17 protein-coding genes are annotated in these 15905 nt (G+C 61.6%); 7 read left to right on the forward strand and 10 right to left on the reverse strand.

Going from position 1 to position 15905, the window contains the following annotated elements:
• Positions 1 to 20: 20 nt before the first annotated feature.
• On the reverse strand, positions 21 to 611 hold the full coding sequence (locus AAFP29_RS07670) for a TIGR03086 family metal-binding protein (RefSeq protein ID WP_419216750.1): 591 nt from the start codon (positions 609 to 611) through the stop codon (positions 21 to 23).
• Positions 612 to 734: 123 nt separating this feature from the next.
• Here AAFP29_RS07670 and AAFP29_RS07675 point away from each other — a divergent pair, with 123 nt between their 5' ends.
• Positions 735 to 1535, forward strand: a complete 801-nt coding sequence (locus tag AAFP29_RS07675; protein WP_419216751.1) for a VOC family protein — start codon at positions 735 to 737, stop codon at positions 1533 to 1535.
• 49 nt (positions 1536 to 1584) lie between these two features.
• Here AAFP29_RS07675 and metA read toward each other — a convergent pair whose 3' ends face one another.
• The 4 genes from metA to AAFP29_RS07695 are packed head-to-tail and all read right to left on the reverse strand — an operon-like array spanning position 1585 to position 5340.
• A complete protein-coding gene (metA, locus tag AAFP29_RS07680) occupies positions 1585 to 2505 on the reverse strand; it encodes a homoserine O-acetyltransferase MetA (RefSeq protein WP_419216752.1) in 921 nt (306 codons plus the stop codon).
• 32 nt (positions 2506 to 2537) lie between these two features.
• Positions 2538 to 3623 (reverse strand): 4-hydroxy-2-oxovalerate aldolase, encoded by a 1086-nt coding sequence (gene dmpG, locus AAFP29_RS07685; protein WP_419216753.1) that lies wholly within the window; start codon positions 3621 to 3623, stop codon positions 2538 to 2540.
• A complete protein-coding gene (locus AAFP29_RS07690; RefSeq protein ID WP_419216754.1) occupies positions 3620 to 4525 on the reverse strand; it encodes an acetaldehyde dehydrogenase (acetylating) in 906 nt (301 codons plus the stop codon). The genes dmpG and AAFP29_RS07690 overlap by 4 nt, the downstream gene beginning before the upstream one ends.
• A 26-nt stretch (positions 4526 to 4551) precedes the next feature.
• Positions 4552 to 5340, reverse strand: coding sequence for a 2-keto-4-pentenoate hydratase (locus AAFP29_RS07695; protein ID WP_419216755.1), 789 nt, complete (start codon positions 5338 to 5340; stop codon positions 4552 to 4554).
• A 103-nt stretch (positions 5341 to 5443) separates the two neighbouring features.
• On the opposite strand from AAFP29_RS07695, the gene kstD reads away from it, so the two are divergent.
• From kstD to AAFP29_RS07710, 3 genes are all read left to right on the forward strand, one after another.
• Entirely contained in the window at positions 5444 to 7183 is a 1740-nt protein-coding gene (gene kstD / locus AAFP29_RS07700; RefSeq protein ID WP_419216756.1) for a 3-oxosteroid 1-dehydrogenase, read from the forward strand.
• Between the two features lie 4 nt (positions 7184 to 7187).
• Positions 7188 to 8048 carry a MaoC/PaaZ C-terminal domain-containing protein gene (locus AAFP29_RS07705; RefSeq protein WP_419216757.1) on the forward strand — a complete coding sequence of 287 codons (861 nt, stop codon included), beginning with the start codon at positions 7188 to 7190 and terminating at the stop codon, positions 8046 to 8048.
• Positions 8049 to 8150: 102 nt separating this feature from the next.
• Positions 8151 to 8579 carry a DUF6918 family protein gene (locus AAFP29_RS07710; protein WP_419216758.1) on the forward strand — a complete coding sequence of 143 codons (429 nt, stop codon included), beginning with the start codon at positions 8151 to 8153 and terminating at the stop codon, positions 8577 to 8579.
• 12 nt (positions 8580 to 8591) lie between these two features.
• On the opposite strand, the gene AAFP29_RS07715 is transcribed toward AAFP29_RS07710, so the two are convergent.
• Positions 8592 to 8717 carry a hypothetical protein gene (locus AAFP29_RS07715; RefSeq protein ID WP_419216759.1) on the reverse strand — a complete coding sequence of 42 codons (126 nt, stop codon included), beginning with the start codon at positions 8715 to 8717 and terminating at the stop codon, positions 8592 to 8594.
• 147 nt (positions 8718 to 8864) lie between these two features.
• On the opposite strand from AAFP29_RS07715, the gene AAFP29_RS07720 reads away from it, so the two are divergent.
• A complete protein-coding gene (locus AAFP29_RS07720; protein WP_419216760.1) occupies positions 8865 to 10469 on the forward strand; it encodes an MFS transporter in 1605 nt (534 codons plus the stop codon).
• A gap of 41 nt (positions 10470 to 10510) precedes the next feature.
• Here AAFP29_RS07720 and AAFP29_RS07725 read toward each other — a convergent pair whose 3' ends face one another.
• Positions 10511 to 11146 carry a pyridoxamine 5'-phosphate oxidase family protein gene (locus tag AAFP29_RS07725; protein WP_419216761.1) on the reverse strand — a complete coding sequence of 212 codons (636 nt, stop codon included), beginning with the start codon at positions 11144 to 11146 and terminating at the stop codon, positions 10511 to 10513.
• A 552-nt stretch (positions 11147 to 11698) separates the two neighbouring features.
• On the opposite strand from AAFP29_RS07725, the gene AAFP29_RS07730 reads away from it, so the two are divergent.
• Positions 11699 to 12151 (forward strand): hypothetical protein, encoded by a 453-nt coding sequence (locus tag AAFP29_RS07730; protein WP_419216762.1) that lies wholly within the window; start codon positions 11699 to 11701, stop codon positions 12149 to 12151.
• Between the two features lie 33 nt (positions 12152 to 12184).
• Positions 12185 to 12652, forward strand: a complete 468-nt coding sequence (locus AAFP29_RS07735; protein ID WP_419216763.1) for a hypothetical protein — start codon at positions 12185 to 12187, stop codon at positions 12650 to 12652.
• A gap of 13 nt (positions 12653 to 12665) precedes the next feature.
• Here AAFP29_RS07735 and AAFP29_RS07740 read toward each other — a convergent pair whose 3' ends face one another.
• Genes AAFP29_RS07740 through AAFP29_RS07750 form a run of 3 tightly spaced genes read right to left on the reverse strand, consistent with a single transcriptional unit; the run spans position 12666 to position 15905 of the window.
• Positions 12666 to 14297 (reverse strand): AMP-binding protein, encoded by a 1632-nt coding sequence (locus tag AAFP29_RS07740; protein WP_419216764.1) that lies wholly within the window; start codon positions 14295 to 14297, stop codon positions 12666 to 12668.
• A 13-nt stretch (positions 14298 to 14310) separates the two neighbouring features.
• Positions 14311 to 15495, reverse strand: a complete 1185-nt coding sequence (locus AAFP29_RS07745) for a lipid-transfer protein (protein WP_419216765.1) — start codon at positions 15493 to 15495, stop codon at positions 14311 to 14313.
• Entirely contained in the window at positions 15492 to 15905 is a 414-nt protein-coding gene (locus tag AAFP29_RS07750; RefSeq protein ID WP_419216766.1) for a MaoC family dehydratase, read from the reverse strand. Before AAFP29_RS07750 ends, AAFP29_RS07745 begins: the two co-directional genes overlap by 4 nt.

Raw genomic sequence — 15905 nt, forward strand, 5'->3', positions numbered from 1 at the left:
TACGCCATGTATCCCACAGATCAGGCCACCGACTCGGTCGGCCAGAACGGATCCCGGCCGGCCAGACCGACCAACCGGTGCAACAGCGGAGCGTCGTCTGGCACCTCGACCAGCGGTCCAAACATGCCATCGCGCTCACTCTGCGGCTGCGGCGGATAGTGCAAGTCGTAGACGACGCGCAGGAGGTTGTCGTCAAGGTCGTAGTCGACGCCGATGGCGCGTGCGATATCCCAGCCGTGCAAGACGAGTTCGCTGACCGCGACGGTGCCCAGAATCGAAGCCGGTGCACTCACCCCGCCAGCCTGAGTCATCCCTTCCCACGCATCGGGGTCGGCCCACGCCGCGACCAACTCGCCGACCTCGACTTTCAGCGACTCCCGCCAGTCCGGCTGCAGCACTTGGATATTCGGATCCGGCGGCGTCGATGTCAACGGCCCGGTCTCCTTCCGGCCGGCCGCTGCGAACGCGATACTGAGCCCAATGACGTGGGCAAACAGCGCGGCAAGGTCCATCGGGTCACACGGCGTCGGGCGGTCGAGTTGATCCTCGGTTGTACGGTCCGCGAGACCGATAATTTTCTGACCTGCAGTCGAAAGTTGTGATGTGTACATGTCTGCCTCCTCAGATAGTGCAGACTTAGCGCGTCAGCGAAACTCATCGGTCGCCCACGATGAGTTTTGCCGGACGCGTCGGTCTGTACCGATGTCCCCCACCCTTTCCGAGAGGATCCCTACATGTCTGAATACACCGCTGCCATCGGCGCCCCAGTCTGGTTCGACCTGGTCAGCTCAGATCCCAAGCGCGCCGTCGACTTCTACGGCGAACTGTTCGGCTGGGAGGCGACCGAATCCAACGAGGAATTCGGCGGCTACCAGAACTTTTCCGCGAACGGCAACCTCGTCGCCGGCCTGATGCCGAAGATGGACGAGAACGCACCGGCCGATATCTGGTCAGTCTATTTCCGGGTCGACGACGCGGCGGCGGCCGTCGACACCGCGCAGGGCGCGGGCGCTACCGTCATCGCCCCCGCGATGGCTGTCCGCGACCTTGGTGTGATGGCTGTCCTCGCCGACCCGGCAGGTGCGGCATACGGCCTGTGGCAGCCCGGCACACATGTCGGCTTCAGCGAGCGCGGCACCCACGGCACTCCGTACTGGTTCGACGAGATGAGCATGGATTACTCCGCGTCGGCCGAGTTCTATCAGAAGACACTGGGGTGGCGCCTCAATGAAGTCGGCAGCGGCGGCGACCCCGATGCCGTTGGCCCCGACCACTATTCAGAGGTATTTCCGGCCGGCTCGCAGGAGAGTGTCGCCGGCATCATGTCCGCGAAAGGCATGTTCGGCGACGATCACCCGTCGTTCTGGCAGGTATACATCACCGTCGATGACGTCGCGGCCACGATCGCCAAGGTCACCGAACTCGGCGGTGAAGTGCTGATGCCCGGCGAAGTGACGCCGTGGGGCACGCTCGCCTCGTTCAAGGACCCGATGGGTGCCGCGATCTGTCTGGGGCATCCGCCAGTTGGCATGTGACCGCTCGCTCTGATGACTGTGCCGACGGCATATCGCCGTCGGCACGGTCTTAGGGTGCGGAATTCTGGGCTTCGAACGGAACACGCTGATACACACAGTGATTGAGCCAATTCGCGTATAGCAGCACGCCATGACTGCGCCAATTGACTATGGGCTCGGCAGCGGGATCATCATTCGGGTAGTAGTTCGCCGGGACGTCAATGGGCTGCCCGGCTTCGACATCGCGCCGGTACTCGCGTGCAAGGGTGTCGCGGTCGTATTCGGGATGGCCGGTAATGAAGACCTGCCGGAGATCCGGGGTCGCGGCCAGCAGTACACCGGAGTCGTCGCCGACGGCCAGCAGATCTACCTTTCCGGTGGCGGCGATATCAGCGGCGTGTATATCGGTGTGACGGGAGTGCGGGGCATGGAATCGCTCGTCGAATCCGCGCAATAGCGTCGACTCGGGCCGGAGCACCTGGTGGTCGAACACCCCGAACAATTTCTGCGGCAGCTCGTATTTCTGCACGCCGTAATGCCGATAGAGGGCTGCCTGCGCTCCCCAGCAGATGTGAATCGTGGAATAGACGTGGTCGCGACTCCAGTCCAAGATCTGAGTCATCTCCGGCCAGTAGTCGACTTGCTCGAAATCCAGCCGTTCGATGGGCGCTCCGGTGATGATCAAACCATCGAAATATTGCTCTGCGACGTCGGCGAATGTGGCGTAGAACGCTTCGAGATGTTCGGCCGCGGTATTACGCGACGAGTGGCTGGCCATATGGAGCAGCGTGACCTCGACCTGCAGCGGGGTGCTGCCGAGAACCCGCAGAAGTTGCGTCTCGGTTGCCTCTTTGGTCGGCATCAGATTGAGGATGGCGATACGCATCGGCCGGATGTCCTGAGAGCGCGCCCGCTCCTCGGACATCACGAAGATACCCTCACCCTCCAGAATTGCGCGGGCGGGCAGGTCCCGCGGGATGTTTACCGGCATCCCTCAATACTGCCACTGCCCGCCCGGCACACCTACACTCCCGCGTTGGCGTCGGCCTTTTTCTTCAGCTCCAGCGCGATATCGATCAACTGATCTTCTTGTCCGCCAACCAGTTTCCGGGCCCCAGCCGTCAGTAGGATCTCCGCGGCGGACACTCCATACTTCTCGGCATGAGATTCGGCGTGTTTGAGGAATGAGCTGTAGCACCCGGCGTAGCCCATCATCATCGCCGGACGATCGACGAGGCATTCGGCCGGCATCACCGGGCGCACCACATCCTGCGCGGCATCGGCGATTTTCATGAAGTCGATGCCGGTGGTGATACCCAGTTTGTCGGCTACGCCGACGAAGGCTTCAGTAGGCGTATTACCCGCTCCCGCACCAAATCTGCGGATCGAGCCATCGATTTGCTGAGCACCCGCGCGGACCGCCAACACCGAATTCGCGATGGCGATGTCAAGGTTCTCGTGACCATGGAAACCGATCTGCGCATCGTCGCCGAGCTCGGCACGTACCGCCGAGACACGGTCCGAGACCTGCTCCAGAACGAGAGCACCCGCCGAATCCACCACGTATACGCATTGGCAACCCGCATCAGCCATTATCCGCGCCTGCTTGGCCAACACCTCCGGCGGCTGGCTATGGCTCATCATCAAGAAGCCGACGGTCTCCAAACCGAGTTCACGGGCCAGGCCGAAATGCTGAATCGAGACGTCAGCCTCAGTGCAATGTGTCGCGATGCGACAGATCTGGCCGCCATTGTCCTGGGCTGCTCGAATGTCGTCCTTGGTACCAAGGCCCGGCAACATCAGGAAGGCGATTTTGGCGCGTTTCGCCGTCTCCGCGGCCGCCTTGATCAGTTGCTGCTCAGGCGTTTTCGAGAAGCCGTAGTTGAAGGACGATCCGCCCAGCCCGTCACCATGCGTCACCTCGATCACCGGCACACCTGAATCATCCAGGGCGGCAACGATATCGCGCACTTCTTGTTCGGTGAACTGATGTCGTTTGTGGTGTGAACCGTCGCGCAATGACGAATCGGTGATGCGAATGTCGAGTTCGTCGCTGAACGCGCGGGCGTTAGCCATCAGACTCTCGCTCGCCCCGGTGAGGTCACTCATGCCAACGCTCCGATCTTCTGCTTGGCGATTTCCTCGCCGACTTTGGTGGCGGCGGCGGTCATGATGTCGAGGTTGCCCGCGTAGGGGGGCAGGAAGTCGCCAGCGCCTTCCACCTCGACGAATATCGAGACCCGCGCATAACCACCATTGATGACACTCGGCGGATCGAACTGCGGGTCCTGCAATAGTCGGTAGCCCGGAACGTACTGCTGGATCTCCTTCTCGCGCTTGTGGATCGACTCGGCGATCGCATCGGTATCGGCGTCGGCCGGGATGGCGCAGAAGATGGTGTCGCGCATGATCATCGGCGGGTCCGCGGGATTGAGGATGATGATCGCTTTGCCACGGTCGGCACCACCGATCGTTTCGATCCCCTTCGACGTGGTCTTGGTGAACTCGTCGATATTCGCGCGAGTTCCCGGACCAGCCGACTTTGAGGCGACCGAAGCCACGATCTCCGCATAGGGTACCGGCACAACAGAACTCACCGCGTGCACCATCGGAATGGTGGCTTGTCCACCGCAGGTGATCATGTTGGTATTCGGCGCGTCCAGATGCTCACGCAGATTGGCCGGCGGTACGACGGCCGGTCCGATGGCCGCAGGCGTCAAGTCAATCGCGGTGATACCAGCGGCCTGGTATCGCGGTGCGTACTCGCGGTGTACATAGGCCGACGTCGCCTCGAAGATCAAGTCGGGCCGTTCGGCGGACTTCAGCAACTCTTCCGCGCCACCGCTCATCGTGATCAGACCATGATCGGCGGCCCGCTTCATGCCTTCGGAATCGGCGTCAATTCCGACCATCCAACGCGGTTCGATTACCTCGGACCGTTCCAGCTTGTACATCAGGTCGGTTCCGATATTTCCCGAACCGATGATGGCGGCGCTCAACTTGGCGGCCACAGTTCCTCCTTCATTACTGTTAAGACCTACTCGAAATCCAAAGTGACGCTGCCTAATCCGTCGAACTCGGCGACGAAGTGATCACCAGCGTCGATGTCGATGGCCCGCGTCGCGGTACCCGGCAAAATGACATCACCCGCGCGCAGGCGGACACCGAAACTCGAAACCTTATTGGCGAGCCAGGAGACCGCTGTGAGCGGATGTCCAAGTACCGCGGCGGAATTCCCTTCCGCGACCACTTCTCCGTTGCGATGCAGGCGGGCGTCGATATTCCCCGTGTCGATGTCGGCCAGCGCCACCCGCTGCTCGCCGAGGATCCAGCCGCACGACGACGCGTTGTCGGCGATAGTGTCAGCCAGGGTGATTTTCCAGTCTCTGATCCGCGAGTCGATCAACTCGATAGAGGGCACCACCCACTCGATCGCCGCGATCACGTCGTCGCGAGTGCATCCCTCACCCGGGAGGTCGGCGCCGAGAATGAATCCAACTTCCACTTCCACGCGGGGAAAACAGAGTTTCGATCGGTCGATGGGCGTGTTTTCGATGTACTGCATGTCGTCGAGGAGGTGGCCGTAATCCGGTTCGTCGACATTCATCATCTTCTGCATAGCTTCCGAGGCGAGGCCGACCTTGTGTCCGGCGATCGCGGCACCGACATCGAGTCGGCGTCGAATATTGATCAACTGAATCTCGTAGGCGTCGACGGCATCGAGATCTGGTTGCGCCAGCGTCGGCGGGTCGATAGCCGCTGCCGACGCTTCGGCCTGGGCTAGAGCTGCGGCGATCTGGACTCGGATGGTGTCGCTGACTGCCACCGACTGCCACCTTCCGGTAGGTAGGGAATTTGGTATAGCCTTACGGACAACGGCAATTCTATAACGTGTTCTAGTTTTTCGGAACTCTGGAAGGTGAAACCCGATGACCAGCCCTGATGGAGCAACTCCCCGGTCTACTGACGGCCCGGAGACCTTCGACGTCGTCGTGGTCGGCGCCGGCGCAGCCGGTATGAGCGCGGCACTCACCGCGGCAACCCAAGGTCTATCGACCCTGCTGATCGAGAAGTCGCCGTACTGGGGCGGTTCGACGTCGCGCTCGGGCGGTGGCGTATGGATCCCGAATAACTCGGTGCTCGGCCGCGACGGGGTCGATGACACCGCGACCAAAGCCCGCGAATATGTGCACGCCATCATCGGCGAACACGCGGCACCGGAGAAAATCGACGCCTACATAGATCGCGGCCCCGAGGCACTCGACTATCTCATCGCGCACTCCCCCCTTGAACTCGAATGGGTGAAGAACTACTCGGACTACTATCCGGAGGCGCCGGGCGGCCGGCTCGCTGGCCGCTCGGTAGAGCCCAAACCATTCGATGCGCGGCGCCTCGGCGACCACCTGGATAATCTGCACCCGCAGTACACCAAGGCACCGCTGAATATGGTTGTGCTGCAAAGTGATTACAAGTGGCTCAATGTTGGCCTCCGCCACCCACGCGGTATCGCCAAGATGCTCAAGGTCGCCACACGATTCGCCTGGGCGAAATCCCGGAACAAAAAACTCATCGCGATGGGCGCGGCACTGGCCGCCGAACTCTATCTCGGCGTACTCGATGCCGGGGTCGACGTGCGGTTCGAAACCCCGCTGACCGACCTGGTCAGCAAAGACGGTGTGATCACCGGCGTAGTCGTGGAACACGATGGCAAGCGCCACGAGATCCATGTGCGGCACGGCGTAATCCTCGGCTCCGGCGGTTTTGAGCACAACGCCGAAATGCGAACCAAGTACCAGCGCGCCCCGATCGGCTCGGACTGGACCACCGGCGCGGCGTCGAATACCGGCGACGGCATCAACGCGGGCATCAAAGTCGGCGCCGCGGTCTCACTGATGGATGACGCCTGGTGGGGCCCGACGATCCCGCTGCCGAAAGGTCCGTGGTTCGCACTGTCCGAACGCTCGGTGCCGGGCACGTTCATCGTCAACCTCCGTGGCGAACGATTCATGAACGAGTCACTTCCCTATGTGGAGGCGGTGCACCGGATGTACGGCGGCGACTTCGGCCAAGGCGAAGGTCCCGGGGAGAACATTCCGGCGTGGCTGATCATGGATCAACGCTGTCGCAACCGGTACCTGTTCGCGGGTATCACTGCGCGCCAACCACTTCCGAAGAGCTGGCTGAAATCCGGAGTCGTCGTCAAGGCCGAGTCACTGGCCGAACTCGCCGAGCAGACCGGGCTACCCGCCGACACGCTCGCAGCCACCACCGCCAGATTCAACGAATTCGCACGCAAAGGCGTCGACGACGATTTCGCGCGCGGTACCAGCGGCTACGACCACTACTACGGCGACCCGACCAACAAGCCAAACCCCAGCCTCGGCCCGGTCGACAAAGGCCCCTTCTACGCGGTGAAAATGGTGCCCGGCGACCTGGGCACCAAGGGCGGAATCGACACCGACGCCACCGGTCGCGCGCTGCGTGCCGACGGGTCGGTCATCGACGGCCTCTACGCCGCGGGCAATACCAGCGCGCCGGTGATGGGCCACACCTACGCCGGGCCGGGCGCAACTATCGGTCCCGCAATGGTTTTCGGCTATCTCGCGGCCCTCGACACCGCCGCGCGGGCCGAACGGTCGACCACCACGGCATCGGCGACAGGAGCCTGAGCACATGCCCATCGATCCCTCCATCGCGGTCGGCGCCGAACTACCCGACGCCACGTTCTCGTGGTCCGCGTCGGACGTCGCGCTCTACAACCTCGCCGTCGGCGCCGCCGCTGATCCGATGGATACCGCAGGTCTCGGCTACATCGACGACGTCGCGCCCAAGGTGTTGCCGAGCTTCGCCACGGTCGCCGCGAATTTCCACGCCACCGAAGCACCGAAGGTGTCCTATCCCGGTATCGATATCGACCTGGCGAAAGTGGTCCATGGATCGCAGGAGGTGATCGCGCATCGAGCCATTCCGGCGTCGGGTAGCGCGACAACGCGTTCACGCATCGTCGAGGTTCAGGACAAAGGTTCGGCCGCGGTGGTCATCTCCGAGAAAGTGACGTCGAATGCGGACGGACCGCTGTGGACCGAACGCTCGTCGATCTTCGCCAAAGGCGAAGGTGGCTTCAGCGGTGAGCGCGGCGAATCCGTACGGGTCACCTATCCCGACCGCGCCGCTGACCACCGGATCGCGGTGCCGACCGCACCCAATCAGGCTCTGCTCTATCGACTCTGCGGCGACCGCAACCCACTGCACTCGGCGCCCGAGTTCGCGAAGGCTGCCGGATTCCCGAGACCGATTCTGCATGGGCTGTGCTCATACGGGCTGGTCTGCCGCTCGTTGGTAGACGAGCTATTCGACGGCGACGTTGAGGCGATCGGCGGCTACTCGGCCAGTTTCGCGGGCATCGTATTCCCCGGCGAGACGCTTGTCGTCGACGTCTGGGAAGACGGACAAACGCGACTGCTCGTGAAGGCGGCCGTCGCGCAACGCGACGGTGCTGCCGCGCTCGGCAACGTCGTGGTGACTCGCTCGTAGGATCGTCGCAGCGGCGACGTAGTGTGATCGGCGGCGCCGGATTGGTCCGGTGCCGAACGCCAAAATCGGCCAATCACTACGCTTTTCAAGGAGCAACTACAGATGAGCGATTCCCTGCAGTCCCTGGTCACCACGAATCGTGATGCGGTGGTCACTGAACTGGCGGGTGTCATCGACGCCGAGGTCAAAGACCAGTCCGGCCTGTCCGGCGCCGCGGTCAAGACCGCGTACGCCGCCGCGCAGAAAGTTAAGCCGGGCGTCGTGGCGAGCGCCACCGACAAGATGCTGCCGGAATTCGTGACCGCCCTGACCCCATTCTGGGATTCCAAGCCGGCCGGCACGGCGTTCGGCGATCACCTGTCGAATAACTCCGACGCGGCGGCGGAAGCTCTACTGGCCGTCACCGACGCTCAGGCGTCATCGGCCAAGCCCGCACTGGCGAAGACTTACAACTCACTGCGCGGCAAAGCGAAGAACTACGTCGTCGCCGCGCTGCCGAGGGTTGGCGGCGCAGTCGAGAAGCACGCGTAAGCGCGTCGGTTGTCAGGCGGCGCTGGTGGCGATCACGATCAACCCGACGATGATCGCGACCAGTGCCGCAAGCATCGACAGCACGCGCCACACGTGCACCTTCGTGGAGGTGTAGTCGGTGACCTGGTTCGCAGCCATGATCTCCCACTTTCGGTCGTTGTTACCAGGAGTTTGTTACTCCTGTGAATAATGTGACACAGCTTGAACCACTTCGCTCGGTTTGGCAGGGCGTGTCGGGAGATTAGTCTTAGGTTTTTCACAGAACTTCAGCGGAGGGCGGGCGTGATGAGTGGACGGGTAGAGACTGCGGTGACTGATGTCGGCCCGCCCGGGGAACGGATGGACTTCCGGTCAATCTGGCTGGTGACGATCGTCTGCGCCGCGGTCAGCATGGTGGTTGCCGCGATGGCCGCCCTCAACACCGCCCTCCCCGAGATCGCGGTCGCCGTCGGTGCCGATGCCAACGAAATGACCTGGATCATCGACGGCTACACCCTCGCCCTGGCCGCCCTTCTTCTACCCGCCGGAGCGGTCGGTGACCGCTATGGCCGTCGCGGCGTGCTGATTGTCGGACTGGTCATCTTCGCCATCGCTTCTCTGCTGCCGATCTGGACCGACGGACCGACCGAATTGATCGCAACCCGCCTGCTGGCCGGCATCGGCGCAGCGTTGATCATGCCGTCGACATTGTCGCTAATCACGTCGAATGTCCCCGAACATAAACGACCGGTCGCCATCAGCGTGTGGGCCGCAGTCGCGGGAGCCGGTGCCATCGCCGGATTCTTCGTCACGGGCGTTCTGCTGCAATTCTTTTCGTGGGAATCCATCTTCATCACCTTCGCCGCATCCGCGGCGGTGACCACCGCGCTCTGTTTGACGATCGGGTCGTCGAAAGACTCCGATCCGCAGAAGTTTGACTTCGCCGGCTCGGCCACCTCGGTGGTGGCCATCGCAGCTCTGGTGTTCGGCCTGATCGAAGCGCCGCATCGCGGCTGGGGCAACCCGCTCACCCTGCTGTGCCTGATCGGCGGTCTGGCACTGGCAATTCTGTTCTGCGTCATCGAGTTGAAGAAGGACAATCATCTCCTCGATGTCCGACTGTTCACCAACCGCGCGTTCGGTGCTGGAGCACTCGCCGTCGCCCTGCAATTCTTCGCCTCATTCGGGGTGTTCTTCCTTGTCCTGCAACAACTTCAGCTCGTCTTCGGCTATTCGCCGCTCCGCTCGGCGGTCGCGTTGTTCCCGATGGTCATCGGCGTCGCGGTGTTCACACTGCTCGGCAATTGGCTGGCGGTGCGTTTCGACGCGCTGCGTTTCGTGCTCGCTGGCGGCATCTTCATCACTGGCGTCGGCATCGGCCTGATGGGTCTGGTCGACTACGACCAGTATTGGCAACTGGGAATCATGCTGGCGGTCGCAGCCATCGGCATCGGCCTGGCGTCGGCACCGTCGACGACGGCCATCATGTCGAATACTCCGCTCGACGATCAGGGGGTCGGGTCCGCGGTGAACGACACCTCTCGCGAGATCGGGGCCGCGCTCGGTATTGCGCTCGCCGGAAGTCTGCTCGCCGCAGGCTATTCCGATCGCATCGGGCCGACCGCCGACCTCGCTCGCACCCAGATCGGCGCGGTCGATCCGGCTAAAGGCGCCGCCGCCGCCGACCATATCTCCAAATCACTCGCCGAGGCCGTACAGGTGGCACATCAAGTGCCCGAACCGCTGTCGTCGCAGATCCTGCACAGTGCCCAGCAGGCCTTCACCGAGCCGATGCAGCTGGGGTGTGTGATTCTGGCGAGCGTGTTGGTGGCCGGATCGGTCTTCCTGGGTTGGTTTGCCCCCCGGAAGGTCGTCGAAGATCCGCTCGAGAGCCCAACCGAACTTGGGTAATCCCCTGTCGCACAAGGGGACCATCCAATCGTAGATGGATACTACATCGCCGCGCGTGGCTCAGCGGCCCGGCGAGCGGCCGACACACCGAAGTAGTCGCCACCCTTGCGTACCGCGCTATCGGTACCCCAGGCGCGGCTGCCCGCATCAGCCGGAATCATCGCGGGAATGTGCTTGCGACAGTGGATATATGCCTCGTGCACGTCAACTCGCACCCACAGGTCCGGCACACGTCCGCGCACCGAATCCTCGGGCAAGTCGCGCACCTGCGCGCGCAGTTCTTCGTCGGGCACGATCGTCGCTCTGCCATTGATATGTAAGCCGATTCGATCTCGCACGAAGTCGATCAGCATGATGCCGACATGTGGATTCTCACTAATATTGCCCAGACTCGCCATCACGCCGTTGCCGCGATATTCGGGATAGCAGATCGTGTCGGCGTCGAGTACGTGGATGAATCCCGGCGGGCCCGCGCGGAACGAACTGTCCGCCTCACCATGAGCGTCGGCTGTCGCGATGAAGGCCATATCCATCCGGCCGATGAATTCGATCATCTCGTCGTTGAGCTGCGCTCGCATCTGATCGGCGTAGAACTTGTGGGCGCGCCTGGTGGTGCCGTACTCATGCTGCAGAGCATGTTCCCCGTCAGATCCGGGATGTTGATGAGTGTTATTCACTATCCTCAACCAATGTCGTTGTGCGCCTTGATGATTCCCACAACTCTGTCACGGATTGGCTGGCGTGAACAGTGGCACTCCCCCACCGCTCGACTCGCGGCCCCCGGAGGCCAGTTCACTCCGGCGACCAAGACCGCGCCGAAATTCAACACCGGGAAAATTGTTCTGGGCATCTTCCCTACCGAGTGCGGTGAACCGCCATCGGTGAATACCTGATTGATTGTCCCCATCGCCGAATAACGAGAAGCGAGTCGCCGAACAGTCCGTCGAACAATCGACGTTTCCGGACATTGGTCTCGAATTGCCTGAGCATTTCTTACGCACCCTTCAGTCGATCTAACCAACCAACGGCCCCGACGTGCGAAAAGTCCACAATAGGCCGAAAGAGTGGCAAATAAGGCGTCCACCTGCCGATAACGCGAGGGACTCTGACCTTGCGTGAGGTCAGACTACCGCGTTAGGCTCCCTGCATTACCGATGCTAACAATCTGTTCTAGTCAATCGATATAGACCGTAGATCGACAACAATAATCCACTCGATAAGGGGCAAGCATGCGCAAGAGTGCAATTCTGACGACAACCCTGACTGTCTCCGCCATCTCAGCGGCGACACTGGTATGCGGAGCTTCCGCAAACGCATATCCGCGGGAAGAAACAATCGGCTTGCACTGCTACGGACAGAACCCGAATATCCTGCTCTTCCCCTTCTACGGCGGAGCCCGGGTCACTCTGAACACACCGGTACGGGGACAGATCTCCATCTCAAGTGACAGCAAGGATCCAATTCCGTATACGACCGACACCACCGTCCGCGTAACAGACCTTCGGACAAATCGGACCCAGACCTACCATCGCAGATGGCAACACTCGCTAAGCGACATTGGCGGATACCGGATCGACGGCATCGCCGCCCGGGGCCGAACCAGGGTATCGGTCAGCGCGGTCAATCACGGCCTATTCCAGACACTGCGGGGGCCAACCTGCACTGGGATCGTTTCAGCTTAGCCACCCACCGTCACAATCTAAGGACTATTGAAAATGACCCAGTATCGCTTTCGGATCCGGTCGGCGGTCGCAGCCGTCGTTGCGGCGGGGGCCCTCGCCACATCAATCGCGGGAGGCACCGGTCAGGCTTCGGCACTGGCCGCGTATCGACTGACCAGTTGTATTGGACTGAGCCCCAACGTCGTTGATTTTCCCTACAACCCCACTCTTCTGTATGTCGACCAGTTCCGTGGAAAGACAATTCTCTCCGTGGATGCCAGCAGCTATTGGGGTTACCAATCAGCCATGCGATTCGATCTACGAAACCTCCAGACCGGTAAACGACTGACCGTGCGCACCGACCAGCGAGTGTTGCCACCCAACACCGGATTCCACAAGATCTATATCTCCCCATCGCGAATCGGCAAGGGGCGCGTGAAAGTCACGCTCAGTACGGTCAATCGCAATGCTCTCTGGTCCGTTCCGGCGACGACCTGCAGCGCGGTAGTCGCTATTCGCTGACCCGACCGCGCAACTACACCGGCGCCGACGCCCCGTCCTCAGCCGCCTTTTTCGCCCACTTGTAATCGGCCTTGCCCGCCGGCGTCCGCCGCACCTCGTCGACGAACACCACGGTGCGGGGCACCTTGTAGCGGGCCAGCTCGGTGCGGGCGTGTTCCTGGACTTCCTCCAGAGTCGGCTCCGGATGACCGTCGGCGACCTTGATTACAGCCGCGACCCGCTGGCCGTACTTGGCGTCGGGAACCGGAACCACTAGGGCATCGGCGATTGCCGGATGCGCGTGCAGCGTGGCTTCGACCTCTTCGGCGTAGACCTTCTCGCCACCCGTATTGATGCACTGCGATCCCCGGCCGAGGAATACGATGCTGCCGTCCTCCTCCAGGTAACCCATATCGCCGAGTACTGAAATACGTCGTCCGTCGGGAAGGGTCGGGAAGGTGCGGGCCGACTTCTCCTCATCCTTGTAATAGCCAAGGGGCACATTGCCGATCCGCGCGATCATGCCGACTTCATTCGGCGCGGTGATCTGGTTGAAGCGCTCGTCGACGACCATCATCTTCTCGGTCGGTGCGGTCTTGAGGTTGCCGTTCTGATCCAAGGTGATCTCGCCGTCGTTACCCGACTCCGACGCACCGAAGTTGTCGCGCAACACAAGCCCCTCCTTGACCGCGAGCATACGGTCACGGACATGCTGGGACCATATCGCGCCACCGGATGTGACGGAGAACAGCGACGACATGTCCACTTCGTCCTTCTGCTTCTCCATCTCATCGACGAGAGGCATCCCCATCGCATCGCCGACGATGAGGATGATCTGCGTCTGGTCACGCTCGATGTTTTTGACGATCTTCGCCGGGTTGAAGTCCCGTTCGATGATCAGTCGCCCGCCGAGGGTAAGGAAGGTGAATAGCGAATACGATGCCGCGCCATGCATAAGTGGCGCGGCGAGCAGGAACGCGATAGATGGGAAATCCTTTACCGCGGAGGCTATTTCGTCGAGATCCTTGCGTGCCTCACCATACGGGTTCCCGCCTGAGATCGGCTTGCGGAAGAAGTCGTCATGCTGCCACATGACGCCCTTGGGATAGCCGGTGGTACCGCCGGTGTAGAGCAGGTAGAGCTCTTCGCCGTTACGCGGCTCAAAGTCACGTTCAGTCGACTGCCCGGTGTAGTCATCAAAGGACACCACCGCGACTTCACGACCATCGGGCAGGTTCGATGCGGCCTCGCGCAGTTCATCGGTGACTGTCCCGATGACGAATACTGTTCGCACCGTGGAGATCTCGGGAAGCAGCTCGGCGACGCTGCGCTGATGCTCCGGCAATTCGACGATGATGCCCCGCGAATCGGAGTTGTCGAAGATGTATTGCAGCTCCGGGTCGGTGTAGCGGTAGTTGACGTTGACCGGCACGGCGCGGATCTTGATCAAGCCAAGCAGGCTCGTCACGTGCTCGACACTGTTCTTCAAGAACAGCGCAACATTGTCGCTCGCACCAATTCCATTGGCGGACAGCAAATGAGCAACCTGGTTGGCAAGCTTGTCCATCTCGGCGTAGGTCGTCTGTTCGCCTTCGAAGCTCAGCACCACCCGGTCCGGGACCGAGTCGGCGACAGTTTCAAAGACGTCGGCAAGGTTGAATTTCATCTTTCTGTACTCCTCATTCGGACCGGGTAAGAATCAAACCGCTGGTTGGCACACCGGTGCCAGCGGTCACAAGGACTTTGTGTGCGTCGTTGACCTGATTGACCGAAGTGCCGCGTAGCTGGCGCACAGCTTCAGCGATACCGTTCATTCCGTGGATATAAGCCTCGCCGAGTTGCCCACCGTGGGTGTTCAACGGCAAACGCCCACCAACCTCGAGCGCACCCGGCTCGGAGACGAAATCCTTCGCCTCGCCCCGACCGCAGAAGCCCAGTTCCTCTAGCTGCATCAACGTGTAGGGGGTGAAATGGTCGTAGAGCACTGCCATATCCATCTCGGCCGGCGCCAGCCCCGACTGGTCCCACAACTGGCGGCCCACCAGGCCCATCTCCGGTAAACCTGCGAGCTCGTCACGGTAATAGCTGGTCATGATGTACTGGTCGGTGCCGCTACCCGACGCCGCACCGGCGATGATGGCCGGCGGATGCGGCAAGTCCTTCGCCCGCTCGGGCGACACCACGACGATCGCCACCCCACCGTCAGATTCCTGACAGCAGTCGAGCAGATGCAACGGCTCGGCGATATAGCGGGACGCCTGATGGTCGGCGATGGTGATCGGCTTACCGTAAAAGAACGCGTTGGGATTGACCGCGGCATGTTTGCGGTCGACTACGGCAATCTGGCCGAAATCCTCACTGGTAGCACCATATTCGTACATATAGCGTTGAGCCACCATCGCTACGAAGGCGGCTGGCGTCGACAATCCGTGCGGATAGGAGAAGGCATTGTCGGTTCCCGACGAATTCTCCTGCGCGGCAACAGCTTTGTTGACCTGACCAAACCGGACGCCGGAGCGTTCATTGAACGCCCGATAAGCCACGGCTACGTCGCAGATACCGGTGGCCACAGCCATCGCGGCCTGCTGCACGGTCGAACAGGCCGCGCCACCGCCGTAATGGATCCGCGAAAAGTATTTCAGCTCAGGTATTCCCACCGCCCGCGCGACGGCGATCTCCATATTGGTATCCATGGTGAAAGTGACCAGGCCATCGACGTCTGCCGCGGTCAGGCCAGCATCGGCGAGTGCGGCGTTCACCGCCTCGGCGGCCAGGCGTAGTTCGCTTCGGCCGGAATCCTTGGAGAACTCAGTGGCACCGATACCGGCGATAGCGGCTTTGCCGGACAGTGTGCGTTCGCTCATGCGCCGGCCCCCACGCTGAAGGTGACCGTCGAAATCACATGCTTACCAAGGCTATTGGTCCCAGTGACGGCGACCGTGATCGAACCGGCGTCGATCGAGGTCACTTCACCGGTGAATGTCAAGGTGTCGTAGGCATACCACGGCACGCCGAGTTTGAGCGAGATCGAACCGATTCGCGCCGACGGTCCGGCCCAGTCGGTGACGAACCGCTCCACCAAACCGGTGTCAGTAAGGATATTGACGAATATATCCTTCGACCCTTTCCGTTGCGCGAGGTCGCGATCGTGATGGACGTCCTGAAAGTCGCGGGTCGCCAAGGCGGTCGACACAACAAAGGTCGGCGTCGCTTCGATCACCAGCGGGGGCAGTGCGAACCCAACCGAGATCTGCTGTGCGTCAATGGAAGTCAT

Source organism: Gordonia sp. CPCC 205333, assembly GCF_048537885.1.
Taxonomy (GTDB): domain Bacteria; phylum Actinomycetota; class Actinomycetes; order Mycobacteriales; family Mycobacteriaceae; genus Gordonia.